Source organism: Gluconobacter sp. P1D12_c (assembly GCF_018812105.1).
Lineage (GTDB): Bacteria > Pseudomonadota > Alphaproteobacteria > Acetobacterales > Acetobacteraceae > Gluconobacter > Gluconobacter oxydans_A.
In genome coordinates this window covers 110476-136708 of the sequence record NZ_JACSIQ010000001.1, presented here as the reverse complement: position 1 = coordinate 136708, position 26233 = coordinate 110476, and the positions used below count along the sequence as shown (strand labels likewise).

20 protein-coding genes are annotated in these 26233 nt (G+C 58.0%); 5 read left to right on the top strand and 15 right to left on the bottom strand.

Translation table 11 applies throughout. The annotated features are described in order from the left end of the window. Positions 1-86: 86 nt before the first annotated feature. The 8 genes from KP705_RS00595 to KP705_RS00560 form a co-directional block, all read right to left on the bottom strand. Complete coding sequence (locus KP705_RS00595; RefSeq protein WP_215763823.1) at positions 87-4610, bottom strand: AAA family ATPase; 4524 nt, start codon at positions 4608-4610, stop codon at positions 87-89. A 28-nt stretch (positions 4611-4638) separates the two neighbouring features. Continuing rightward, a complete protein-coding gene (locus KP705_RS00590) occupies positions 4639-5277 on the bottom strand; it encodes a thioredoxin domain-containing protein (RefSeq protein ID WP_052750010.1) in 639 nt (212 codons plus the stop codon). After that, entirely contained in the window at positions 5278-5907 is a 630-nt protein-coding gene (locus KP705_RS00585) for a thioredoxin domain-containing protein (RefSeq protein ID WP_046899574.1), read from the bottom strand. Positions 5908-5965: 58 nt separating this feature from the next. Next, positions 5966-6904, bottom strand: coding sequence for a hemolysin family protein (locus KP705_RS00580; protein ID WP_046899573.1), 939 nt, complete (start codon positions 6902-6904; stop codon positions 5966-5968). After that, on the bottom strand, positions 6901-7389 hold the full coding sequence (gene ybeY / locus KP705_RS00575) for an rRNA maturation RNase YbeY (RefSeq protein ID WP_046899572.1): 489 nt from the start codon (positions 7387-7389) through the stop codon (positions 6901-6903). The genes KP705_RS00580 and ybeY overlap by 4 nt, the downstream gene beginning before the upstream one ends. Further along, positions 7358-8542 carry a PhoH family protein gene (locus KP705_RS00570; RefSeq protein WP_215763822.1) on the bottom strand — a complete coding sequence of 395 codons (1185 nt, stop codon included), beginning with the start codon at positions 8540-8542 and terminating at the stop codon, positions 7358-7360. The genes ybeY and KP705_RS00570 overlap by 32 nt, the downstream gene beginning before the upstream one ends. Continuing rightward, positions 8536-9945 (bottom strand): tRNA (N6-isopentenyl adenosine(37)-C2)-methylthiotransferase MiaB, encoded by a 1410-nt coding sequence (gene miaB, locus KP705_RS00565; RefSeq protein ID WP_215763821.1) that lies wholly within the window; start codon positions 9943-9945, stop codon positions 8536-8538. Before miaB ends, KP705_RS00570 begins: the two co-directional genes overlap by 7 nt. Positions 9946-10185: 240 nt before the next feature. After that, positions 10186-11142 (bottom strand): 1-acyl-sn-glycerol-3-phosphate acyltransferase, encoded by a 957-nt coding sequence (locus KP705_RS00560; protein ID WP_215763820.1) that lies wholly within the window; start codon positions 11140-11142, stop codon positions 10186-10188. A gap of 215 nt (positions 11143-11357) precedes the next feature. Here KP705_RS00560 and KP705_RS00555 point away from each other — a divergent pair, with 215 nt between their 5' ends. Both KP705_RS00555 and KP705_RS00550 read left to right on the top strand, forming a co-directional pair. After that, complete coding sequence (locus KP705_RS00555) at positions 11358-13469, top strand: autotransporter assembly complex family protein (protein WP_215763819.1); 2112 nt, start codon at positions 11358-11360, stop codon at positions 13467-13469. Next, the gene (locus KP705_RS00550) at positions 13469-17608 is read left to right on the top strand and encodes a translocation/assembly module TamB domain-containing protein (RefSeq protein ID WP_215763818.1); all 4140 of its coding nucleotides are present in this window, start codon (positions 13469-13471) and stop codon (positions 17606-17608) included. Before KP705_RS00555 ends, KP705_RS00550 begins: the two co-directional genes overlap by 1 nt. Here KP705_RS00550 and KP705_RS00545 read toward each other — a convergent pair. From KP705_RS00545 to KP705_RS00525, 5 genes are all read right to left on the bottom strand, one after another. Continuing rightward, complete coding sequence (locus tag KP705_RS00545) at positions 17602-19179, bottom strand: tetratricopeptide repeat protein (RefSeq protein WP_215763817.1); 1578 nt, start codon at positions 19177-19179, stop codon at positions 17602-17604. The genes KP705_RS00550 and KP705_RS00545 overlap by 7 nt on opposite strands. A 4-nt stretch (positions 19180-19183) precedes the next feature. Then, the gene (locus KP705_RS00540) at positions 19184-19564 is read right to left on the bottom strand and encodes a response regulator (protein ID WP_211513102.1); all 381 of its coding nucleotides are present in this window, start codon (positions 19562-19564) and stop codon (positions 19184-19186) included. A 3-nt stretch (positions 19565-19567) separates the two neighbouring features. Beyond that, positions 19568-20368, bottom strand: coding sequence for an SDR family NAD(P)-dependent oxidoreductase (locus tag KP705_RS00535; protein ID WP_215763816.1), 801 nt, complete (start codon positions 20366-20368; stop codon positions 19568-19570). Positions 20369-20525: 157 nt separating this feature from the next. After that, positions 20526-21113: a CarD family transcriptional regulator gene (locus KP705_RS00530; RefSeq protein WP_046899564.1), complete on the bottom strand. Its 588-nt coding sequence runs from the start codon at positions 21111-21113 to the stop codon at positions 20526-20528. A gap of 53 nt (positions 21114-21166) precedes the next feature. Further along, entirely contained in the window at positions 21167-22042 is an 876-nt protein-coding gene (locus KP705_RS00525; protein WP_046899563.1) for a bestrophin family protein, read from the bottom strand. Between the two features lie 234 nt (positions 22043-22276). Here KP705_RS00525 and KP705_RS00520 point away from each other — a divergent pair, with 234 nt between their 5' ends. From KP705_RS00520 to KP705_RS00510, 3 genes are read left to right on the top strand one after another with little or no spacing between them, the layout of a single operon-like run. Next, positions 22277-23392 (top strand): S-(hydroxymethyl)glutathione dehydrogenase/class III alcohol dehydrogenase, encoded by a 1116-nt coding sequence (locus KP705_RS00520; RefSeq protein ID WP_046899562.1) that lies wholly within the window; start codon positions 22277-22279, stop codon positions 23390-23392. A 2-nt stretch (positions 23393-23394) separates the two neighbouring features. Next, on the top strand, positions 23395-24243 hold the full coding sequence (gene fghA / locus KP705_RS00515; protein ID WP_046899561.1) for an S-formylglutathione hydrolase: 849 nt from the start codon (positions 23395-23397) through the stop codon (positions 24241-24243). After that, entirely contained in the window at positions 24240-25016 is a 777-nt protein-coding gene (locus KP705_RS00510) for a ribonuclease T2 family protein (RefSeq protein WP_215763815.1), read from the top strand. Before fghA ends, KP705_RS00510 begins: the two co-directional genes overlap by 4 nt. Here KP705_RS00510 and hisI read toward each other — a convergent pair. Together hisI and KP705_RS00500 are read right to left on the bottom strand one after the other, a co-directional pair. Continuing rightward, on the bottom strand, positions 25010-25420 hold the full coding sequence (gene hisI / locus KP705_RS00505; protein WP_215763814.1) for a phosphoribosyl-AMP cyclohydrolase: 411 nt from the start codon (positions 25418-25420) through the stop codon (positions 25010-25012). The two genes, KP705_RS00510 and hisI, sit on opposite strands and share 7 nt — an antisense overlap. Then, positions 25417-26226 (bottom strand): folate-binding protein YgfZ, encoded by an 810-nt coding sequence (locus KP705_RS00500; RefSeq protein WP_215763813.1) that lies wholly within the window; start codon positions 26224-26226, stop codon positions 25417-25419. The genes hisI and KP705_RS00500 overlap by 4 nt, the downstream gene beginning before the upstream one ends. Positions 26227-26233: the final 7 nt, after the last annotated feature.

Genomic DNA, 26233 nt, shown 5'->3' with positions numbered 1-26233 from the left:
GGAAAATTGGTTCGATCTTTCAGGCTTTTTGTCTATCAAAAGGCTTCAACGCCTTAACGTCAATTTTCGATTGAAGAAAAAAGACTTCAGCCTTCGACAAGAGCGGCAGCACGCCCCAGATCAACCGACAATACCCGGCTTACACCACGTTCCTGCATCGTAACACCATAAAGCCTGTCCATGTGTGCCATGGTGAGCTGATGATGGGTCACAACAAGGAAGCGCGTACCGGCTTCCTTGGTCATATCGGCCAACAGGGAACAGAAGCGTTCCACGTTGGCATCATCGAGCGGCGCATCCACTTCATCCAGTACGCAAATTGGCGCAGGGTTACAGCGGAACGTCGCGAATATAAGAGAAAGGGCTGTCAGAGCCTGCTCGCCGCCGGACAGCAGGGACAGGGTGGAGAGCTTTTTCCCCGGCGGCTGGGCAAAAATTTCCAGACCGGCTTCCAGTGGGTCATCACTCCCGACCATACCCAGATGTGCACGGCCACCCCCGAACATGCGTGAGAACAATGACTGAAAATGCCGGTCCACTTCCGTGAAGACGGCCAGAAGCCTCTCGCGCCCCTCACGGTTGATGGTTCCGATGCCGCCACGCAGTCGATTGATGGCCGCTGTCAGCTCTTCATGCTCGCGGGCGATGGTCTCGGCAGTCTGCTTTGCATCCTGATATTCTGTCTCGGCCCGTAGATTGACGGCTCCCAGATCGTCCCGTTCCCGGGTGAGGCGGGAAAGGCGGCGGCGGGTGGACGTTTCAGCCTGCTCTGACAGATCTGACGGATAAACGCCTCCTTCTGGCGGGTCGCTTTCCGTCAATAGACGTTCACGGGCAGCCATCGCCTGTTCAGCGCGTTCCGTGTGCCGGGCAATGGCCTCGCGTGCGGAGGACAGAGCCAAATCAGCCTCCCGACGACGCTCCTGCGCAGCCTGACCAGCCTGATCGGTGGCTTCGTCTTTGGCGCGGGCTTCATCATAGGCCGCCTGAGCCTTCTCGAGATCCAGATCCTGCTGCTTCAAGGCAGCTTCGAGGCGAACCGGACTATGGGCTGCTTTATTCCAAGCGTCTTCCAGCGTGTTCCGGCGCTCTTCCAGTTCCGCATGGGATTGAACGGCTAGAGAAATCTGTCCCTCAAGGTCGGATAGCCGTCCTCTGAGCGCCGCGATACTCCCGTTCAGGCGCATATCTTCCAGCGCAAGATGAGACAGGCTCTCCCGGACCGCCTGAAGTGCCGTGCGCGTTTGTTCCAGCTCCGCAGTGCCGTCCAGTACGGTTCGTTCCAGACGTGCGGGGTTGGGACGTTCTGCTATGGCAGCGTCCTGCGCCTGATGGTCCTTTGTGAGCTTCTCGACGAGCGCCTTAAGCTCCGCCGCACGTGGCGCAAGAGCTGTGCGGCGCGCGAGGGCTGCTGTGGCGGACTGGTCCAGGGTTTGCAATTCGGCAGAAAGGCGATCTGCCTTCTGGCGGAGGTCGCCCGTGGTCTTACTCGCGGTTTCAAGTTTCTGCCGGGCGTCCTGATGTTGCTGACGGGCTACGGCTTCACGGCGCTCCAGATCCGGAAGATCCGGGCGGTCTGTGGCGGTTCTTGTGGCTTCAAGTTCTGTTTGAAGAGCATCAATGTCCCGCTCCAGCCTTTTCAAGGTCTCTTCCAGTTCCTGAAGGCGTGTCTGCGCTGTCTCATGACGCAGAACAGCCTGATCCAACGTGCGATCAGCCTGTTCGGTCTCTGTTCGGGCTTTTTGGAGGTCCCGCGTCAGTGCCGTGAGAGCTGTTCGAGTCCCCTCCACGACCTGAGCCGCATGTCCAGCCGTGTCCGTCAGAGCTGCCGGAGAAGGATGAGCGTCATAATCGGCCGCGGCTTTCTCAGCGTCCGAGCGTGCGCTTTTCGCAGCGGCCTCGGCGTCTGACAAACGACGTTCCGCTTCTTCCCATCGACCTTTTGCCAGTGCAGCCTGCTGTTCGCGTGACGAGAGCTGCGTGCGGGCCTTGCTCAGTTCAGGCTCCAGCCCCGAACGTTCCGACCGAAGACGTTGCAAGGTCTGTTCCGTTTCGACGCGAGTGCGCTGGGCTTCTTGGAAAGCGCTCTGTACGGCCGGAAGGCCCTTTTCCTGCTCCGTTAGGAGGGCGCGGGCCTGTGTCAGGCGTTGCCTTTGCTCCAGACGGGCGGCGCCGGCATCAGGCGCGTCTCCCGAGCGAATGAAACCGTCCCATCTCCACAGAGCGCCATTCCGGCAGACAAGCGCCTGACCGGGCTGGAGATGTGTTTGAAGAGCGGCACCTCTACCGGGATCATCCAGCAGGAAAACAGCGTCTAGGCAGCGTTTAACAGCGTCTGGTGCCGCAACTAGAGACGAGAGGGGCGGGCAGGAATCAATCCGTGGGCTGTCTAGCGCTGTGAGAGCAAGCCATCGACGGTCGGCTGCGACGGTCGTGGGCGCGAGCGAGGCATCGAGCCCATCCGCCAGTGCTGCAGCGACGGCCCGTGCCAGATCCGCAGGAATATCAAGTCTGTCTTCCAGAGGGTCTGGCTGCGCGGCAACGGCTGCAAGCGTCTGTTCCAGCCCTTCACATTCCGAACGCAGGCGCAGGATCGTGCCTTCTGTGCGAGTCAGAGTCTCACGAGTAGAGCTCTCCGATTCGGACGCGGAAGAAAGGGCCTTTTCAGCCTCGGAAAGAGCGCCTTGAAGGGCGTCCAGTCTCGTTTCCAGATCTGCGACGGCTGCTCGAAGGACTGCTACGTCAGTGTCCGGCACAAGAACGTTCGCGGCGGTATCCCGCTCTCGAAGAGCCGTTTCTGTGCGCTGGGTCGCCTGATTGGCGGCCTGCTGTGTGCTTTCTTTTGCACGCAGAAGACCCTTATGGCGCTGAACGCCTTCCTCGGCCTTCGCGCGGGTTTCAAGCCATGCCGCATTGGCCTCATCCAGAGCCTGCCGTGCTATGAGTTCCCGCGCAGAAATATCTTCCAATGCCTGCAGGGTCTTTTCCCTCTGAGCACGAAGCTCGGCGCGCTTTGCATCCGTCAGAAGAGCGGTTGCTGTCTGGGCATGGGCGCTCCGGTCCTGAGACAGGCGGTCTGTCGCCGCCTGAAGGCGACGCTTCAAATCTGCCTCGGTCTTTTCCAGAGCAGTCAGCCGTTGCCGTCCGTCTTCGAGTGTGCGGCCCTGCAATTCCATTGCCAGACGCGCATCCTGAAGCGTGGCAAGAGCAGCAGCTTCGATCTGTCTGGCGTCTTCAGCTTCACTGATGGCGACATCAACCTGTTGGCGCAGGCTCTCCAGAGCAGCATCGTCAGGTCGTTCTTGTTCCAGCGCAGTCAGTTCTGCTTCAAGCGCCTGAAGAGCGCCTGTTTCAGCATCGAGCCGCGTTGTCAGCGCATCCAGAGCGCTTTTGAGTCCATCGCGGCGGATCGCTTCTGCGTCCCGCAGACGGACCGCTGCTTCCAGAGATGCTGTCTGCGTTCGCTCAAGTGCTGCGAGCCGGTTCTGCTCTTCGGTGGCTTGAGCGCGTTGTTCAGGAAGCTGGGCGTGTTCCTTTTCCTGCGCTTCCAAATCTGCAAGAGCGGCCGCCTGGGCGGCTCGATCCTGCGAGAGCCGTTCCGTGCTTCGGGTAAAATCTGTTTCGGCCTGCTGGAAGCGCGCCAGTGCTTCGGCCTCTGCTTCTCTTGCACGCGTGACATCGACCCGTGCCGTCTCGGACTGCACTTTCAGGCGCTCTAAAGCACTGCGGAGGCGGTCTGTTTCTTCTCGGGCCTGTGGCGTGGCCTTGCGGGCTTCGAATTCCGCGATAGTCGCGTGTTCGGCTTCCTGCTCAGCTTTTCGGAGAGCCTCACGGGCTTTGGCCAGATCATCTTTGCTGCGTTGTACGGCAAGATTGGCGCGGGCATGGAGAAGCGCATGAAGCTGAACCTCGGCTTCACGTAGTTTCTCGGAGAGCTCACGATATTTCCGCGCCTGAACGGTCTGCTCTTCGAGACTGCCAAGGCGTTCTTCAATCTGAAGGCGAAGGTCTTCCGCACGGGACAGGTTGGTCTCGGTCTGGCGGAGTTTCAGTTCCGCGTCATGACGGCGGGCATGAAGGCCGGTGATGCCAGCGGCTTCTTCCAGCAGAAGGCGACGCTCTTCCGGCTTGGCTGCGATAAGCTGGCCAACACGGTTCTGGCTGACGATGGCGGAACTGCGCGCACCGGACGCCAGATCAGCAAAAAGCGTCTGTACGTCACGCGCACGCATGACGCGGCCATTGATACGGTATTCGCTGCCCGAGCCACGCTCTGCACGACGCGTGATTTCGAGGTCTTCAGCATCCTGAAACGGAGCAGGGGCAAGACCCTTCGCGCCGGTCAGATGGAGCGTGACCTGAGCGATGTTCCGGGCGGAACGTGCGCCTGTTCCTGCAAAGATCAGATCGTCCAGCTCGCCACCCCGAAGGGCGCGGGCGGAAGTCTCACCCATGGCCCAGCGCAGGCCTTCGACAACATTGGATTTGCCACAGCCATTCGGGCCGATAATGCCCGTCAGGCCCGGAAGGATGTCAACGCGCACCTCATCGGCGAAGCTTTTGAAGCCGCCGATCGTCAGGCGGCTGATCGTCGTGGTGTGCGTTGACATTGGTGTTTATGAAACGCCCTGAAAGAGGTCAGGAGGCCTTGGAGACCAGATCGGCAAACTTCTCGTAGGTTTCCGGGTCCTGATCGTAGTGCGTGTTGTTGAAGCGGAAATATGGCGTGCCCTGGATGCTATAGGTGTCCGCATCCTTCTGCACCTGATTGAACATGGCCTGCATGAACGCCGTGTCTTCGCTGATGCTCTTGAACTGGGCAGCGGAGACGCCCGCCAGAGCCGACATCTGTTGAAGCCGCTGCATCGGGTCGCCACCCGAAGCGAAGGCCCACTGCATCTGGCTGGAGAGCAGTGCACCAATGAAAGGTACGTATCGGTCTTCTGGCAGGGAACGGGCCACCATGGCGGCGGTCAGGCCGACGCGGTCTCCGCAGAAATCATGGAACTGATAGCGGATCTTACCGGTATCAATGAGCTGTTCTTTGATCTTCGGGAATTCTTCCGTTCCGAAATGGGCGCAATGCGTGCAGGTCAGGGAAAACCACTCCTGTACCAGCACCTTGGCATTCGGATTGCCAATGATGCGCGGTCCCATGCGCGGGTCATTGGCAGGCAGGGCCGGCGGCGCATCTGCTGCACGGGCTGCCGTACCAGCAACGGCCAACGCTGGTGCTGCGGACAGGATGAAGCGGCGGGAAATCATGGGACGGGTCATTCAGGAAGCCTTTGCAACTGCTTTGGCGAACGCATCATAGCTGGAGACGACATCCGGTGCCGGAACGTCATTGATGCGGAAATAAGGAGTACCCTGGATCTGAAGAAAAGCACCATCGCGGTCCTGACGGTTCACAATGGCTTCACGCAGAGCATTATCGGTGTTGATCCTGTCGAACTCAGCCGCTGAGATGCCTGCCAGGGTGGCGCGCTTCTTCAGTTCTTGTATGGGATCGATGTTTTGAGCAAATGCCCACTGATCCTGTGTCCGTAGAAGATCGTCCACAAAAGGGGCGTAGCGATCTGCAGGAAGAGACCGGGCTAGCATGGCGGCCAGAAGTGCGACCTGATCCAAGGGGAAGTCATGATAGCGATACCGGATTTTTCCAGTATCGATCAGGTTGGTCTTGATCTGGGGAAAGATGGTCTGTGCGAAGTGAGCACAGTGAGAACAGGTGAGCGAAAACCACTCATCGACCTGAACCTTGGCATCTGGCGATCCCAGAACGCGCGGACCCATCCGGGGATCAGTCGAGGGAAGTCCATTTTCTTCTGCATGCGCGGAAGAAAATGACGCAACTGCCGCAAGGGCAGGCCCGGCAACGAGAAATGCACGACGGCCAAGGGTCATGGACAAGGCTCCACTACGGACAAGATGTCCTACTCACAACGCTGATCTGGCTCAGACGTCAAGACCCGCGTTCGTCGTCCTGCTGTCCCGTATCGGGCAGGGGCCTCTTTTCCCAGCTTTCCGGCACCCGCATCCGCAAGGCGCGAATATGGCGCGCATCCGCATCCAGAACGCGAAATTCCAGCCCGCTCTCATGGGTCAGAACTTCGTCTTTTGCCGGAACATGCTCTGCCAGACGGAAGACAAGTCCACCAACTGTCTCGATCTCGGCTTCGCGCTCAGCATCTGTGAGCACAGCCCCCAGCCGTTCCTCAAGCTGGCGGACGGGCAGACGGGCATCAATATCGAAAGACCCATCCGCGCGTTCTACCCACGGGGTCGTGACAGGGTCGTCGTGTTCGTCCGAAATATCACCCACAATCGTCTCGATCAGATCTTCGATCGTGACGAGGCCGTCGATGCTACCGTATTCATCAATGACAAGGGCCATGTGCATCCGGCGCTGACGCATCTGTAGCAGCAGATCAAGCACCGGAATGGTCGGAGCAATCATCAGCGGCTGACGAAGAAGCGGGCGGATGTCGAATGCCTCAGGGTCATCAACATACGCCACCAGATCCTTCACATGGATCATGCCCGCGATATCGTCGAGCTGGCCGCGATAGACCGGCATACGGGAATGGTTTTCCCGACGCATGTGATCCAGGGCATCGTTGAAGGATATGCTCTCTGACATGGCAATGATATCTGCTCGCGGGATCATCACGTCATCTGCCGTGATGTCTCGCAGGCGCAGGACATTCATGATGAGGGCACGTTCCTGCCTGTCCAGTTCCGGCTCATCTCCCGTCTCTTCGAAGGGCTGGGCGGCTTCGTGGACAAGTGTAGCAATGGACTCGCGCAGACCCTGATCACGGTTGCGGCGGCCGAACAGTCCGAACAATCCGCGGGAATTCTTTCTACCGTCGTCTGAACGGTCAGTAATGTCTTCGCTCATGCCCGTCTTCCTGCCTGTCGCCATGGATCGCCAAAACCAAGCTGGCGCATCGTGCGGGTTTCAACCCCTTCCATGTCCCGGGCTTCGCCGGGAAGATAATGATCGTAGCCTGCAAGATGCAGGGCCCCATGAACCACGAGATGGGACAGATGAGCGCGCATGCTGCGATGGGCAGCATCCGCTTCTTTCCGGACTGTCTCGTAACCCAGAATGATATCTCCGCCGTGAAGGGGAGAGACCGGCTCGAACGTCAGAACGTTCGTGGGTTTGTTCTTGTTGCGGAAGCGGGCATTGAGCCGCTTTACGATCCGATCTGTCGAGAGAAGAATCGACGGAGCAGGAGACCGGCTGAAATCCGGGCCACCCTGACGGGCGACGACGGTGAGCGCACGATGGATCGTGCGCTCTGTATCAGAGACCGAGGAACGCCATCTGGCGTCCTCGATGATGATGTCAGTACCGGCGTGACGACTTGGAGGTTCCATTGTTATCCCGGCGCGGCCGATCCCGGAAATTATCCAGGGGGGCAGGCGCTTTCTGTTCATAGGCATCGACGATACGGGCGACCAGCGGATGGCGCACCACATCAACGGATGTAAAGCGAGTGATGCCGATTCCCTTGATACCTTCCAGGGTCTCGACGGCTTCCCTTAGCCCAGATGATACCCCGTTGGGCAGATCAATCTGACTGAGGTCACCTGTAACAGCCATGCGTGTGCCTTCACCCATGCGGGTCAGAAACATCTTCATCTGGGCTGGGGTCGTGTTCTGGGCTTCATCCAGAATGACGAAAGAATGGGCGAGCGTTCTGCCGCGCATGAAAGCCAGCGGGGCAACTTCGATCTCGCCCGTGCCCATCCGTCGCACGACCTGGTCACCCGGCATCATGTCATTCAGGGCATCGTAAAGCGGGCGAAGATAGGGGTCGATTTTTTCCCGCATATCGCCGGGCAGGAAACCCAGACGCTCGCCTGCTTCAACAGCCGGGCGGGAAAGAATGATCCGGTCCACCTGTCCGGCAAGAAGCATGGCAACGCCCTGAGCAACTGCCAGATATGTTTTGCCGGTTCCGGCAGGGCCAATTCCGAAAACCAGATCAGTCCGGCCCAACATTTCCATATATGCGGCCTGCCCATGAGACCGCGGAGCAATCACACCGCGTTTGGTGCGAATGGCCGGAAGATCGGTCAGAGGAGCAGACGTCGGAGAGGTCTGGAAATTTTGAGGGGTAGGTTTGTGCTGACCTGCTTCGCGACGAGGCTGTTGCTGCCTGGAGGGTGGGGCCGGGGGAACAGCAGCGCGTTGGCGTTCGTGATGCCGTGTAGGGAGCGCAGTCATCCGGATCACACCATCAACCTGCGAGCTGTCGATAGTGCCGCCCTGTTCAAGCTGATTGTACAGCGCAACGATAGCTGCCTGAGCGCGGCCTACGGCATCTGTTTCGCCTGAAATGGCGATTTTGTTGCCGCGGCATGAAAGCCTGACATTGAACCCCTCCTCAAGCTGGACGAGGTGCCTGTCATGATCTCCCAGAAGTCTCTGGAGGAGAATATTGTCATTGAAGCGCAATGCGACGGTGCGATTGCCTTCGGTACCACCAGGGGCGGCGACGGAGCGCGTCGGGGGTGTTGTCAGCAAGCGGAGGCTGTCTCCCGGATGAGGGTTCCACCAAGTGAGTTGGTCATGCGAGTGGTGATGGCGACCTTGGCGATGGTGCCAATCAAATGGTCCGGCCCTTCGAAATGAACGGGCTGGAGATACGGAGACCGGCCGGAAAGCTGTCCTGGCTTGCGGCCTTTCCCCGTAATGAGAATATCCTGAACCGTGCCGACCATGTCTGCATTGAACGCATCCTGCTGTTCACGCAGAAGGGCCTGAAGCTCTGCCAGACGACGGGTCTTCACGTCTTCGGCCACCTGAAAAGGCTGGCCAGCGGCTGGGGTGCCGGGACGGGGGGAATATGTGAAGCTGTAGGCCATGGCGAAGCCAATATCGCGGACGAGCTGCATCGTGGCTTCAAAGTCTTCTTCTGTTTCACCGGGATGTCCCACGATAAAATCAGAAGACAGTGCCAGGTCTGGACGAGCTTCCCTCAGGCGACGGACGCTCTCGCGATATTCATCCGCCGTGTGGCCACGGTTCATGGCTTTCAGGATGCGGTCCGAACCACTTTGAACCGGCAGATGGAGGAAAGGCATCAGGGCACGGTTATCACGGTGCGCGTCAATGAGGCTCTGGTCCACATCGCGTGGGTGTGAAGTCATGTACCGAATGCGATCCAGCCCATCCAGCTGGCCCAGCTCGGCAGCCAGCTCAGCCAGTGTTGCGCTTCCGCCCTGGCCGTTGTCGCCGTGATAGGCGTTGACGTTCTGGCCCAGCAGGGTGATTTCCCGCACGCCTGCAGCAACCATCCGGCGGGCTTCTGCCATGACCGATGCAACGGGGCGGCTGGTTTCCGCGCCTCGCGTGTAGGGAACGACGCAGAAAGAGCAAAATTTGTCGCAGCCTTCCTGAATGGTCAGAAAGGCTGTGAGATTGCCTGAGGATTGCGGCGCAGCTTCGGCGGGCAGGAAGTCAAATTTCTGTTCGGCCGGGAAGTCTGTTTCGATGACAGCGCCACCAGCGCGTGCGGCCCGAGCCACCATTTCCGGAAGGCGATGGTAGGTCTGAGGCCCAAGCACCAGATCGACGTATGGCGCACGGCGAAGAATTTCTTCTCCTGCGGCCTGTGCCACACATCCTGCGACAGCAATGATGCTGCGATCCTGACCGTTCTCAATTCGTTCATCACGAATTTTGCGCAGCCGTCCAAGCTCGGAGAAAACCTTTTCCGTAGCCCGTTCACGGATGTGACAGGTGTTGAGAATCACCATGTCAGCAGCCTCTGGCGTGTCGACAGGGCCATACCCCAGCGGGCGCAGGACATCGGCCATGCGCGCGCTGTCATAGACGTTCATCTGGCAGCCCCATGTAATGACATGCAGGCCATGACGGGCACGTTCGGCAGGGGCGGGCGCGGAGGCGGAAGTCTCGGTGGTCAAGGTTTCAATCCGGGGCTGGCAATATCAGGCACACACATCAGGGCTGCGGGCAGCGGGGTCAAGCCCACCCTGACAGAGGAAAGGTCAAACATGAGACTGGACCGGCATGTCAGACTGGCCTGAAGCGGCATCACCATCTCCGGATGGACGCTGAATTGCTCCCATCAATGAAACTGAAAGTGACGCGGCGCTCGCCTGCAAGTCAAGACAAACCTTGGTTTGGTCCAAAGATAATGAAGTTCAGTTCTGGTCGTCAGGAACCAGTCCCTGCCGGAGTTGTGCTGCGCCTTCGCTGACAGCCTTGAATGTGGCGTTTGCCAGCTCTTTCCGGGAACGGAAATTTTCCGGATCCAACGGGGGATGCAGCAGAATTGTAGCCCGCATTGAGCGCCATTGGCAGAAAGACCACAGGTGAGGCGTCAGGTCCATGTCTCCGTACCAGGAGAAAACAGATCGGCGACTGCGGCCGACTGGCAGCCCTTCCAGGCGATCATAAACGATAGACACAGGCTGAACGAGCGTTGGTGGAGGCTTTGGCATGCCAGCCTGATCAAGCCGTCCAGGCTTTGCGACGGCAAAAAACGAGGAAAGAAAGGGCAGAACACGGGAGCCGTCCGTCGATGTTCCTTCAGGGAACAGAACGATGTCATCTCCATTCCAGAGATGTTCAGTCATTTCCTGTAGCTCTTTGCCAGTATTCTGCCTGTTGCGGCTTACAAATATTGTTCTGCCCAGCCGCGAGATGGTGCCGATCAGTGGCCAGGAGCCAACTTCACCTTTCGCAACAAAAACAGTGTGAAGCGTGCCGCCAACAACAGGGATATCCAGCCACGAGCAATGGTTCGCGACATAAATGATAGGACGTTCTCCGCGCTGGACGTCCTTGGCGTTCAGGATTTTTCCGGCTCTTGTTCCCACGATGCGAACCTGCAAGCCGAGAATACAGCTGATCATGCGCCAGAATATCCGGGGCACCCGAATCTTGCCGGAGCCAGGAAGGCGAATGAGTACGAACTGGATGATAGAGACCCAGAATGCCCAGATCAGAACAGCTGCGAGCCTTGCCACACAGGCAGTACGGCTGAAAGCAGAGAACTGGGTCGTTGCCTGTTCGGCCGGAAAATTGACACTTTCGTCAATGATCGGTCGGTTATGGCGACGGCGGCCGAGTGGTGGCTGAGCATCAGGATGGGGCATGGGTGCTGAGTGATAAGGATTTCAGGCGCTGGAGACAATCTCGTTTGTCTTACGAACATTGTATACCTGCCTCGAAAGGTCTTTCTGTCATGGACTTGACAGTGCGTCGTGGGGTACTGCCACAAGGGTATGCGGCCACATCCGATCGGTTCGCTTTTCGTGGTTCGGCCTCTTCGGGGTCGATCATTTCTCAAAACGGATTATCAGGACCTCCGGTGAAGTCACGCGGTCGCTCATCTGCTGTTTCCCTTTCTCTTGCCATTGGGGCAATGGCAGTCTGCTGCCATACGCCCAGGGCCCAGGCAGATACGGCGCCCGTAGCCGGCGAAACTGCTGAACAGGCTGTTCCCTACAAGGTCACGATACAGCCAACGAAAAATGCTGATCTTGATGCCGCTGTAAATGCGTCCTCCCAGCTGCAATCGCTTCAGAATACGCATGCCGTCGGGCCCTATGCCCTCGCTGGCCGTATCAGGTCAGATTATGACCGTGTGGACACGGCACTGCAGTCTCAGGGGTACTATGCCGGGACGGTTACAATTCTTATCAAGGCGGGAGCACGAGAGTTAGACGGACGTGATCCGGCCGTGCCGGACGTGCTGAACACTCTTCCCAAAGACGCCAAAGTCACCATCACGATTTCCGTCAGCAAGGGAAACCAGTTTCACCTTGGCAAAATTATCCTGACGACACCGCCACCGAAAGCAGAACCTCAGCCGGATGTTTCTGGCGTTCCGAAAATAGTGCCATCCCCCAAAGGAAGTGCTGCCCCGGTCTCGAGTAAAGCGCAGACTGCCGACAAAATGGGCGCCGTTGATACCTCCGGGCAGGCTGCGGGGCAGGGAGTGCCGGTCGAGCTTACGTCTGACGAACAGAAGGCCTTTAAGCTCAAGGCGGGCCAGCCCGCGATTGCTTCAGACGTTCTGGCTGCCCAGGGCAACCTGCTGACCCAGTTGCAGGAAGAGGGTTACGCCGTCGCGGATGTCTCTACGCCGCTGGCCTATCTTCAGCCGCATGATGAGACCCTTGATATCGTTTTTCGTGTCGGGAAAGGGCCGAAGGTTGTCATCGGTCCAATCGGGATGGATGACCTCAAGCGTGTGCATCAGTCCTTTCTGCGGCGGCGTCTGACGATCCGGGAAGGGCAGCTTTACCAGCCCTCCAAAATTGAAGCGGCCCGTCAGGATCTGGCAGCAGTCGGCGTGTTTTCTTCCGTTCAGGTGCATAATGCGCCGCCCATCATCACACTTCCCGCAAGCCAGACGCTCATGCCTGGCGTTCTTCAGGCCATGCCGGTCAATTTCAGCTTCAAGGAAGCAAAAAGACGCACTGTTGCGGTGCAGGCCGGGTATTCGACGGATCTGGGTGGGCGTGCCGGTGCAACCTGGACGCACCATAATCTGCTGGGCAATGCAGAGCAGCTCAAGCTCACAGCTCTTATTACGGGTCTTGGAGGGTCAGCGCAGCAGGGGCTGGGCTATGATGTCTACGCGGACTTCAGCAAACCGGACTTCCTACATAAGAACCAAAACCTGAGCCTGCGTGTCGAAGCTATTCGTCAGCTTCTGTACTCCTATCATCAGACCGCCTTCCTTATTCGTGGCGGCATCGGACGTCGTCTCGGCAAGTTCTGGTATGTGTCCGGCGGCCTGATGGGCATGCAGGAGCAGATCCAGCAGTTCGGCGATACACGAAGCTATTTCATCGTATCGGCGCCTCTGAGTGCGGCCTACGATAGCACTCAGCTGGAAAATCCGATTGATCCGGCCACGCATGGTGTTCGGGCCTCTCTGTCTGCCACACCTTCTGTGTCGCTGGAGAACGGAACATCGTTCTTCACACTATTGTCCGCGCAGGTCTCCACTTATTTCGATCTGGCCAAGATCGGCCTGACGAAGCCGGGCAAGAGCGTTATCGCGGTTCGTGGAACAGTTGGGTCTGTGCAGGGCGCCTCAACGTATCAGATCCCGCCAGATCAACGACTCTATGCGGGTGGACCGGCGACAGTGCGTGGCTTCCGATATCAGGGTGTAGGCCCGCAATACGGTCACACGAAATATGCGATCGGTGGCACCTCTCTGGATGCCGGCACAGTTGAGTTCAGGCAGAGACTGCCCATGAACCTCGGTTTGGCAGGCTTCGTGGACGCCGGACAGGTCGGCACAGGTTCCCGCCCCGGACAGGGAACACTTCGCGTGGGTTATGGCGGAGGGGTGCGCTATTTCACTCCTATCGGGCCAATTCGTGTCGATGTCGCGCTGCCGATGAACAGACCAGCCTACGGCGACAAATGGGAACTGTATATTGGTCTTGGAGAGACATTCTGATGCGCGCCCGCAGGATTATTCTCTGGATCGTCTCTCTCGTTATTGGCGTTCCGCTCGGACTGGTTGTTCTGGCGCTGGTTGTCGTTCTTGTCGGGATCAACATCGGCCCGGGCCAACGCCTGATTGAACAGAAGGTTAGTCCACTCACGGGTGGAATGGTGCAGATCTCCGGTCTGTCCGGTGCGCTTCCGCAGCATTTGAAGCTTGCGCGACTTGCCGTGAAGGACAGCAAGGGTGTCTGGCTCGAACTGGATAATTTTGAACTGCGCTGGTCGCCTCTGTCCCTTGCGGGCATGGATGCGCACGTCAAGGTTCTGAGCGCTGACCGCCTCGCTCTTCTGCGCAAACCAATTTCTGACACAACGGCAGAGACGACTGAAACCCAAGCCAGTTCCAGCCCATCAAAGCTGAATATCCAGGTTGATCTGGATGCCCTGAAAGTCAGTCGGATCGAAATTGGTCCTGATTTCACGGGCAAGGCAACGCTGTTCAGCCTGAACGGTCACGCTCATATTGCATCTATCGCGCCATTCCTGAATGGCGTGACGATGCAGACATTGCCCAAGATGGATATTGCCCTGCAACTGGCCCGCCTGGATGCGGCCGGGGGACTTACGCTTTCAGCCCAGACACCGAAAGATCGTTTGGCTCTCGCCGTTACCTTCAAGGAAGGTGTCAACGGCTTTGCAACCACACTCGGACAGCTTCCGCAGCTTGATCCTGTGGACATGCATCTGAACCTTGCAGGCCCCCGCACGGCGGCGGTCCTTGATTTCGGCCTGAGTGCCGGACCGATTACGGCATCTTCAACAGGGCAGATCAATCTCTACACGAACGTCGCGAACCTTCACGTCAAGGCCAATGCCCCTGCGATGACGTTGAAACCTGGCATTGGCTGGAACGCGATAGCTCTGAACACGGATCTACACGGTCCGCTCAAGGCACCTGCCGGACAGGGGCTTCTGGATATTGATGCTCTGACTGCTGGCGGCGCATCCATCGGCCATCTGCACGCGACGTTCGATGGCACGGAAGCCGCCAAGCCAGAAGATACCGTTGCCCATCTGCAAGCTGCTTTGGATGGTCTGCGCATTCCGGGAAGCCAGCCAACGCTTCTGGCTTCGGCGCCTCTGACGCTGGATGTGACGGCTCATCCTCTGGCGGCGACACTTCCAGTTATCGCCAGGATTGACCATCCTTTGATGCACGTCGCAGCCAATGTTGATGTCAAGCCAGCGGCCAAGGGTCATGTGACACTGGCGCTGCCAGATCTGCATCCTCTTGCTGCGATCGGAAGTACGGATCTGAGTGGTAGCGCGGTCCTTGCTGCTGACTTCGCCATGCCAGTGACCGATCATGATGATCTGACACTTGAGAGCTCAGGCACGATCTCTGTTACGGGTGGTCAGCCACAGGCTCTCCATCTGATTGGCAAGGATGGTCATCTGGCGCTTCAGCTCAGCAAGTCACCCGCCAATGTTCTGACGGTGAAGAGTTTTGGTCTGGACGGTCAGGCGCTTCATTTACTGGTGTCTGCCGTTGTTGATCTGGCGCATGGCAACACGATGCAAACCAAAGCAACGGTTGCTCTTCCTGATCTGCGGCAGGCCAGCCCAGCACTTCTGGGCAACATGACCCTAACGGCAACGGCCGATGGCCCTACCGATGATCTGGCTGTCAAAGCAGGGCTTGAGGGTGAGTTCGGCACCAAGGATGTCGCCAAGGGCCCAGTCGCGCTGGATGCTGATTTCCAGCATTTGCCCGGCCGACCACAAGGTACCCTTACGGCACATGGAACACTGGATCATGCCCCGCTGGCGCTGGATACGGCTGTTCAGAAAACGGATGACGGTGCTTTCCATCTCGATCTGAACAAATTGAGCTGGAACAGCCTGACGGGGCAGGGGAAACTCCGCCTCCCGAATGGCGCGAAAGTGCCGCTGGGCGATCTGGACGTCAGCATAAAAAATCTTTCGGATTTCCAGCGACTGATTGGGCAGGCCATCAAAGGTCATCTGGCGCTGGCCATCCATACGACTGAACCGCAGGGCACGCCACCGCAGGTCAAGCTGGGACTGGACGGTGCACTCGCCATGGCTCAGGCCAGTGTGCAGGCTCTCAATCTAAAAGGAACGATTTCCAACCCGATTGACGATCCCGCTCCAGATCTGACGCTGGATCTAACGGGTGTTCGCTCTCGGGATATTACCGGCAAAGCTCATGCCACAGTCAAAGGTCCTCAGTCCGCCATGGCGGTGACCCTGAATGGCGCCTTCCAGAACGTCATGGGTTCACCGGCCAACGTGGATGCGGCGGTTCTGCTCAACTTGCCCAAAAAGACGGTGCGTGTGGACCGTCTGACGGCAATGGCCAAGGAAGAGTATATCCGGCTGGGTGGCCCTGCGAACGTCTCTTTCGGAGATGTCATGGGGGTCGATCATCTGCGGGCGACACTGGCCCCACAGGGTGTTGCGCCTGCAACGATTGATATTGCCGGGTCCATCAAACCTCGTCTGGCGCTTACGGCGACTGTTGACCGGCTGACCCCCGCCATAGCCAAGCCTTTTGCCCCCGAACTTGCTGCCAGTGGTGTCATTTCTGCGAAGGCAAAGCTGTCGGGAACGATTGACGCTCCTACCGGGACTGTCGCTCTGACGGCGCATGGCCTGAAAATGCAGACAGGCCCCGCAGCATCACTGCCAGCAGCTGAGATTCTGGCCAATATCGGTCTGGCCGGAAAGACGGCTAAAGTTGATGTGACGCTTGGAGCCGGGCCGAAAGTTGCTCTGGCTGTTCGGGGAACAGCGCCTCTTTCCAAGGAAGGAGCGATTGCACTGGCCACAACAGGTCATGTCGATCTTTCCGTTGCCAATGGCGTGCTCGGTGCGAGTGGAATGGCAGCGAAAGGGCAGGTTGGCATCAATCTGAACGTCGCAGGCACGGCCAGCCAGCCACGGGCGACGGGACGTGTAGAGCTTCAGAACGTTTCATTTGACCACTATGCACAGGGCGTTCGTCTGACGGATATCAATGGTGCCGTTGTCGCTTCGGGCGATAGTCTCACGCTGGAGCATATTCTGGCTCACGCTGGGCCGGGAACGATCGCACTTGACGGTACGGTTGGAATTTTCCGTCCCGGTCTGCCGGTGGACATCAAGGTTATTTCCGACAAGGCCCGCCCTGTCTCAAGTGATCTTGTAACAGCCGTCATTAACACGGACCTGCACATCCACGGTCAGGCCACGACGCGTGTGGATGTGGATGGGAAGATTGTTCTACCAAGCGTGACGGTCAATATTCCGAACTCGATGCCAGCATCGGTCGCGCAGCTTGACGTAGTCCGGCCGGGGCAGAAGGCACCTGACAATACCAGCAGCCTCATCATCGGACTGGGGATTGATGTAATTTCGCCGGGACAGTTTGTGGTCCAGGGGCATGGCCTGGATGCGGAAATGCAGGGCCGCTTGCATGTACGCGGCACGAGTAGCGCCCCGTCCATCACAGGCGGTTTCGATCTCAAGCGGGGCAACTTCAATCTGGCGGGAATTAATCTGAACTTCACGCATGGTCGCGTCGCGTTCAACGGAACAGGCGTTAACCACAAGCTTGACCCGACACTGGATTTCCGCGCGGACCGTAATGCCAAGGGAACGCTCGCGAGCCTTCTTGTCACGGGTTATGCCAGTGCGCCGAAGATTGACTTCTCGTCTGTACCGACTCAGCCTCGCGATGAAGTCATGGCCATTCTGCTGTTCGGAACGGATGCCCATTCACTTTCCACAACGCAGCTTGCAGAGCTTGCTGCCGCCGTCGCACAGCTTGCCGGCGGATCATCATTCGATCCACTTGGGAAGGTGCGGAATGCCCTTGGTCTGGACCGACTGGCTGTCGGTGGCGGTGGTGGCGTTGATAACGGTGGGACCAGCGTTGAAGCGGGAAAATACGTTATGAAGGGCGTGTATGTTGGCGCAAAACAGGCCACCTCTGGCTCCGGTACGCAGGCTCAGGTCCAGATTGATCTGACCAAGCGGCTGAAGCTCAATACGACAGTCGGGACGGGCGGCCAGGTGACAGGCTTTACCACGCCAGAGAACGATCCCGGCTCAAGTGTGGGTCTGTCTTACGGGTTTGATTACTGAGCCTGAACGGCGTCTTCCAGAAGGACCTTCACGCGGGTCACGACGTCCGACCACTCCCGGAAACGGGTCTGGCGGACGATCCGCATCTGTGGATACCACGGACTGTCTTCGCGCTCGTGGAGCCAACGCCAGCAATTGTTGAAGCGGTCCATCATGATGACCGGTTTACCTAACGCCCCAGCCAAGTGAACCATGGATGTATCCACGGAGATGATCAGATCAAGGCAGGACACCAAGGCAGCTGTGTCGTCCATGTCCAAACACTGGGGCATGAAGTCCACCAGCGGAGCCGGAAAATCCAGGCATTGAAGCGCTGCGTCATCTTTCTGCAGGGAGTAGAACGTAACGCCTTCTACATCCGCGAGGGGTGCCAGCGCCGCAAGAGGCATTGACCGCTGACGGTCCACCATCTGCGCGCCAGTGTTTTCCGGGCGTGCACCTCCGGCCCAGACTAGACCAACACGCAGATTACGATCAGCCTTCAGGGATTTTTTCCACTGAGACGCCTTGCCAGGATCAGCCGTTAGGTAAGGAACGGGAGCACCCATGGCGTCAGGTGTGGCCGAGAATGCGCGGGGAAGACTGATGAAGGGGCAGTGATAGTCAAAAGCAGGGGCCTCGCCGCCATGCTGAACAACGGCTACCCCTTCAACGCGACGGCACAGATCTGCCAGTGTTGAAGATCCCCAGATGTGCACAACTGCACCTGTTCGTGCCAGCGCAGGGATGTACCGCAGATACATCAACGTATCACCCAGTCCTTCCTCCTGCGTGACGAGCACGCGCTTGCCCTGAAGATTGAGAGTCGGGGAAATATTGGGCAGCAGGGTGTCTTTGGGCAGGTTGGTGTGCCCAGGGACGCCAAAGCGCCATTCATGTTCTGTCCATCCTTGCGCCATTCGACCGCTCTTGAGCATGGCAATGGAATGGTTCAGTCGCAGCGCTGGTTCGTATGGAGCGAGCGGAATGGTCTCTCGATAGACATTAGCTGACTCTTCCAGCCTGCCGATGTTGTTCAGGATCGCAGCTGTATTGCAGCCGATCTTCCAGTCTTCCGGATGCTGGCGGCGGAGGTCATCCATAATGGACAATGCTTCGTCAAACCGGCCCTGTTCCGTCAGGTTCATGACAAGAAGATTAAGGGTATTTTTATCGTTGGGGCGTCTTTGCAGGCTCTCCCGGAAGGCGACGTCGGCTTCTTCGAAGCGCCCCATATGCATCAGAATGGTGCCGTAGGCATCCAGAAGACGTGTGTCTTGCGGGGAGAGGCGACGGCATTCCTTGATAAGCAGGAGCAGATCAGCCCGGCGACGAAGGGAAACTGCTTCCTCAATGAGGGTAGTGATGGCATGGCCGCCGAAAGGCTTGCTCGCGGCTTCAAGTTCTATCGCAGCCTGCGCGTACCGAGCGGAACGGAAAAAAGCGCGCCCCTTCGCCAGATGAACGGCGTCACTCGGGGGGAGTGGCCCCAGAATGTCCAGTGCCTGTTTCGGATTGCCTGCCTGTATGGCGTTTTCAGCGCGGGTGAGGGCCTCACCGTCCGTCGTAGAAGTACTTTGGCTAGCCGTCACAGTGTTATCCTGAAACAGGTTCAGCCATCTCCCGAAGTGCTTTCAGAATGGCTGCAAGCGAATAAGGCTTGGAGATAAAGCGGGCCAGAGCCGGATTGTCAGAGGCTTCATCCCGCCGAAGGTCCCCATGACCACTAATGTAAATCACGGGGAGATCAGGCCATTTTTCTCTGGCCTGATGGCTGAGGCTCATGCCGTCGCCATCAGGAAGAGACATATCTGCCACGAGAGCATCAAGGCTGCGTTCAGCAGAAATACAGGCAATGGCTTCCACGCAGTTACTGGCTTCCCTCACTGTAATCCCATTGTCTTGCAGAAACTCCACAAGACAGGTCCGGATCAGAAAATCATCTTCAATGATGAGAACAGTGAGGGAAGATGTCATAAATTACGAGGACCAGTTCTTTTCAAAGTCACCATACAACGTCAGGCCGCCATCAACAAAGAGGGTTTGACCCGTGATGTAAGTGCTGTCTTCGGCGGCCAGGAATGTGACGGCATCCGCGATCTCACGTCCTTCGCCCGGGCGCTTCATCGGAATGTGGTCAGCCACGTTCTTGTACTGCTCTGGATCGTTGACCCAGGACATGTTGATCGGCGTCACGATTGCACCTGGTGCGACTGCATTCACGCGGATGCCACGGCTTGCATATTCCAGAGCCAGCGTGCGGACGATGTTGCCCACGGCGCCCTTGGAGGCGGAATAACCGAGATAATGAGGCTTCGGGATGATCTGGTGCACAGAGGAGTTCACGATGATCGCGCCCTGAATGCCGTTTTCGAGCCAGTACTTGATGGCTTCGCGGCAGGGCAGCATCACGCCCGTCACATTGACGGCCATCACGCCTTCAAAGTCTTCCAGCTTGATGTCTTCAGACGGGGAAGGGATCTGATAGCCTGCATTGCAAACCAGCACATCCAGTCCACCCATGGCCTCAATGCTTTCGCGCATCAGGCGGCGGACGTCTTCTTCCTTGGAGATGTCACCCGTGGCGATCGGGTGTTCACCGCCAGAAACCTTTGGAAGCTTGTCGCGGACAGCAATCAGCTTGTCTTCCTTGCGGCCATTCAGCGCAACCTGAGCGCCTTCTTCTGCAAAGCGTAAGGCTGTTGCCTCACCAATACCTTGGGACGCACCCGTAACGAGTACTTTCTTGCCGGCGAAACGATTGCTGTAAGGGGCGGGCATAGGTCCTCACCTCTCCTTGAACGTCAGTGATTTAAAGATGGGATAGGGCATCCGGGAGCGGCCTTCCGTGTCGCCAACGCGGAAGCGGCCTGAAGGATGCTTTTCAAACTGTGATGTTTTCGTAATTAAGCGAAAACATCACAGAATTCTGGAAGGCTCAGGCGGCCTTCATGGTCTTGGTCAGGCTCTCGAGGACCGTTGCGGGGTCCGTATTTTCGAGAACGGCAACTTCCGCAACAAAGCGCTCCTGTGCAGCTTCGAAAAGCTTACGCTCGGAGAAGCTGCCATCAAGGCTGTCGACGTTACGACGCAGGTCACGAAGAACTTCCGCAATCTGGATCAGATCACCGGAGTTGATCTTTTCCTGATAGGCGACAGCACGGCGGGCCCACATGCCTTTGCTGACATGCGGCTTGCCCTTGATGACCGTCATCGCCTTGTCCACGATATCCCGCGTCACGATCTTGCGGAGACCAGCCTTACGGGCCTTCGCAAGCGGAATGCGGAGCATCATCTGATTGCCGGGGAACGAGATCTGGATCATCTCGATCATGGTATCGGCCACTTCGACCATACCAATCTTTTCCACGCGGCCTACGCCATGGGCGGCATAGACGATGGAGTCACCTTCGCTGAACGGGTCAGTGCCGTGTTCAGGGTCGGTTTGACGGGCGGTGTACTTGGCTGCGGCACGAGCCATTTCGTCGGTCATGCCGCCCTTCGGGGGGGTCTTGAAGGTGTTCATAGTCACGAATGGTACCAGAAAAACCCCGTCCTGTCCTGCATTATCATGTCCGATCAGGGCTGAACGCCGTGCTTGGACTGAATGACGCCCGGAGCAGGCTCTCCAATCGGCTGAAGCAGGTCACGCTCGATGGTCCGCGCCATCGTGTGCATCGGGAGGGCATGAACGCTGGCAATAAACGGTTCCTGCAGGTCACGGCCACTGCGATCCAGCATCTGGAACAGAAGCCCGATGACACTGGAACCAAGCGGCGTAATCCATCCCAGGGTCTGCACGGCAGAGAGCGGTAGAATGATGCAGAAAAGATGCGTCGCGATTTCTGGAATGACCGAATACTGCACAGGGAGCGGCGTGTTGCGGATACGCTCAAGGCCGCCCTGAGCATTGGCGATATCGGATAGGATGCGATCCACGGTACCATGGACGGCGCCGTCGATATTCTTGAGAGCTACTTCCTGCTGCACACCAAGACCAATTTCGTAAAGCAGGGCGTTTGCCGTGTTGGAGCAGGCGAAGACTTTTTCACGGATATCGGATGGAAGGAGGCGATCTACTTCCTCGCCGGTCTTGTCGCCGCGCAGAGCTGCGCGCAGGACGTGCGGGTAGGCCGCCATCAATCTGGCCAGGTCAGGCCGGCCGCCGAGCAGGGATGCAGCCTCACGGCCAAACGACCGGCAGTTGTTCGTGATGGAGCCCCAGAGGGTTCGTCCTTCCCACCACCGGGCATAGGCCGCGTTGTTTCGCATGCCCAGGAAAATGGCCAGTGCGGAGCCCATGAGAGAAATGGGCAGCGCTGGCTGGTCCATCCACTCCTGATGATAGATCTGGAAGAGAATGACGACCACGAGGTCCCAGAGCGCCAGAATCAGAAGAGGTGGCAAGGACTCTCTGAAAAGAATGGCTAGCCCGTGTTGGCGATTGACGATCAAGCCTGTGCTCCTTGCCTGAAAACGGTATGGCCGGTGAAACTAACCGTGAAAAGTGTGACCGGCCAACACCAAAAGATGTCCACTCTCTTGCACTCTTTTGCCACTCGAACCGGAAAAGAAACCTTTCGAGCGTCAAGTGTCAGGGCATGAGAAGAGTGTAAAGCGTAACGCGGCTCTTGCGTCCCGTTTCCCTCATGAGACACTTTGTACACATATATCAGGGAGCCAGTTCAGATGGATGTCATCGCCGCGATTGCCTTTGAGGCCGGAAAGCCTCTTGAAATTGACACCGTGCAGCTTGAAGGCCCGAAAACGGGTGAAGTTCTGGTCGAGATCAAGGCGACTGGTCTGTGTCACACGGACAAGTACACGCTCTCCGGTCAAGACCCTGAGGGCCTCTTTCCGGCCATTCTCGGGCACGAGGGCGCGGGTATCGTTCGGGAAGTGGGGCCGGGCGTCAAACATCTGAAGCCGGGAGACCACGTCATACCGCTTTACACGCCGGAATGCCGTGAGTGCCCGTCCTGCCTGTCTCGCAAGACCAATCTGTGTACGTCCATCCGCTCCACACAGGGCAAGGGCGTCATGCCGGATGGGACATCCCGGTTTTCATACAAGGGCCAGCCAATCCATCACTATATGGGGTGCTCGACCTTCGCGAATTTTACGGTTCTTCCGGAAATTTCCCTTGCGAAAATCCGTCCTGATGCTCCGTTCGACAAGGTCTGCTACATCGGTTGCGGTGTCACGACTGGCCTCGGGGCAGTCATGTTTACGGCCAAGGTGGAGCCGGGATCGACTGTCGCCGTGTTTGGGCTTGGCGGGATTGGCCTGAATGTCATTCAGGGCGCCAAGATGGTCGGGGCGACACGCATCATCGGTATTGACGTCAATCCGGCCCGGGAGCAGATGGCCCGCGAGTTCGGCATGACGGACTTCGTTAATCCCAAGGACCTGGGCCCGAACGGTGATCTGGTGGGGCATCTGGTTGAGATGACCGGCGGCGGCGCAGACTACACTTTCGAATGTGTGGGGAATGTCACCCTTATGCGGCAGGCTCTGGAAAGTGCTCATCGTGGCTGGGGTGTGTCTTGCGTGATCGGGGTGGCCGGGGCAGGGCAGGAAATCAGCACGCGCCCATTCCAGCTTGTGACGGGTCGCCGCTGGATTGGTTCAGCCTTCGGTGGGGCGAGGGGCCGCACGGATGTTCCCAAGATTGTGGACTGGTACATGGAGGGACGGATCGACATTGATTCCCTCATCACCCACAAACTCAAGCTCTCCGAAATCAATCACGGTTTTGACCTCATGACGCGCGGCGAGAGCATCCGCAGCGTCGTGGAGTATTGAGCATGACTGATGTTGAGACGCTGGGGCAGCATGCCTGTTGTGGCGGGTCTGTCCGTTTTCTGAGGCATCAGTCGGCTGAGCTGGGCGTGCCTGCAACTTTTGGGATTTTTCTGCCCAGAGAGGCTCTGGTGGGAGAAAAGGTTCCGGTTATTCATGTTCTCGGCGGTCTGACCTGTACGCACGAGACTTTTCTCATCAAGTCCAATGCCGTTCGTTTCGCTGCGGAACACGGCATTGCGCTTGTGGCGCCTGATACGTCTCCCCGGAACACCGGAACAGCCGGTGAAGATGATGAATATGACTTAGGAACCGGGGCTGGGTTCTACGTGGATGCGACGCACGCGCCATGGAGTGCCCATTACCGGATGGAGAGCTATATCCGGAAGGAGCTTCCCGCTCTGACCGAAAGCCTGTTTCCGCTGGATGGAAATCGACGCGGGATCATGGGCCATTCCATGGGCGGCATGGGAGCTCTCAATCAGGCCCTAAACCATCCCGAATTCTGGAAAACAGTTTCAGCCCTCGCGCCCATCTGTCATCCCAGCGTTATTCCGTGGGGCCGAAAAGCCTTTGATGCCTATTTCGGCGGAGACCCTGCGAAGTGGAAGGAATGTGATCCCACGCTTTTACTGCGGAGCGGGCATAAGCATCCAACGTCAATTCTCGTGGATCAGGGGCTTCAGGATCAGTATCTCGCAGACCTGCGTCCGGACGCGCTTGTCGAAGCCGCAAAAGAATGTGGGCAAGCGCTGGAAATGCGCCGACATGACAACAGTGACCATTCCTATTGGTTTATCCAGACCGTCATTGCTGATCATCTGAGCCATCACGCCAAAGGACTAAAGGCATGAGACGTTTTGTAGTCGCCGCCCTGCTTGTTCTGGGGGGCTGCGTCTCGTCGCAGGCTCCTGTTGGGCCAGCCTTGACCCCTGTCACGCATGCGGATTTCAGCCACGATACACTGGCCCTGACCTGGCAGCCCGGCTTTTGTGCAACGGGCGGAGGATGCCTCACAGGGCAACCGCATAACCATCTGATCGGGCTACATGGGCTCTGGGCATCCGAGCCGCATGCCCTGGAAGCGCAGGCAGTGCCCGTGCAGCAGTGGTGGATGAAGGGGTGCGATATTTATGACCATGACGACGCGCCGCCAAAGCTTCAGCCTGCCACTGAGAATGCGCTGGCAAGCGTGGTGCCACATCTCAAGCACCCGCTGCATGTGCATGAATATACCAAGCATGCCCGCTGTTTCGGATATGACGCTGACAAGTTCTTCGTTACGTCCATGATCCTGCGGGATCGTTTTGCGTCTTCAGCTTATGGACAGTGGCTCGCACAGCATAGCGGCTTCCAGGTGAGGAAAGACGATCTGCTGTCGATATTCGTGCAACTCACGGGCGTTCGGGAGGAAAGAGCGCTTCAGTTTCAGTGTGAGGCGGACCACGAGGGTCGGGTTGTCCTGACGCAGTTCTGGTTCACTCTGGACCCGAAGAAGCTTTCAGTCTTCCCGGGGAGTGGCGCTTATCTCTCATCCCCGCAGGTGCAGGACAACTGCCCGGCAACGTTCATGATGCCGGGTTGGCCGCTGCCGGGAGCGGAGGTGCCGGTTAACGTCAGTCAGTGACCGTATAGTTCTTTGGTGCTGATTTCGGGCTGTGCGGTGTCGCGCAGCCCGTCTGGTGTGACGCCATGATAAAAACAGCTGCGACGCCCGGTGTGGCAGGCGACACCAGTCTGATCCACAATCATCAGCACGGCATCCATGTCACAGTCCAGCCGGGCTTCAATAAGATGCTGCTGCTGGCCTGACGTTTCGCCTTTGCGCCAGAGAGACTGTCGGCTCCTGGACCAGTAACATACACGTCCCGTCAAAAGTGTTTCCCGCAGAGCATCCGCATTCATCCACGCAAGCATGAGAATGATGCCTTTCGTGTCCTGCGCGATGGCGGAAATCAGACCATTCGCATCGAACTTCGTCTGGCTGACGATGTCATCGACGATGGCGGGGGCAGGCGGGGTATAGGTCACGAACGCATCTCCAGAGGGAACCAGTCAGGCCACACAACGGAGACTGGTTTGCCCTCAAAAGCAAGGTCTGGCGACAGCCACGCCTCACGCCGCAAGAGGGCCAGGGCGTGCGATCCATGGCGCGAGCGCAATTCACCGACCTCTTTGTCACCCATCGTGAGAATGCCGCCTGTTTCCGGAAAAGTGCCGTCTTTCACCGTGACTGGCAGGATGCGGCGGCGGAGAAGACCACGATAATGGGTGCGAGCGGTCAACTCCTGCCCCATGTAGCAGCCTTTTTTCCATGACACGCCGTGCAGCAGGTCCAGATTGGCTTCCAGGGCGAGCGTTTTTTCGCTCTCGAAGTCGTCCGTGTCGGGAAGGCCAAGAGTGAGGCGTCGGTCCAGCCAGTCATGGCCCTGTGTGGTTTCGACAGGTGGCTGGGAGACAATCGCTCGCCACCCGGCGCTCTCGCAGCGTGGGTCTGTCGCGGAGCAGAGCGCTTCAGGTGGTATCGTCTCAGTGGCACCAACAATGACATGCAGTGCTGTCAGTTCAATTTTGACGTCTGCACGCAAACGGAAGCGTGAGAGCTTTTTGACCAGCATTTCTGCATGCTCTGATGGGCAGTCCATCAGAATATGATCGCCATCGCTGAAGAGAAAAAACTCGCTTAGCCATCTGCCCTGCGGCGTCAGAAGGGCGCTCCAGACCGCGTTACCAGGTGAGAGGGACTGAACGTCATTCGTGATCAGCCCTTGCAGGAACGACGCTCTGTCAGCGCCTGAAAAAGTCAGAACAGAGCGGTGGGGGAGCAGTTCAATCATGGGAGGC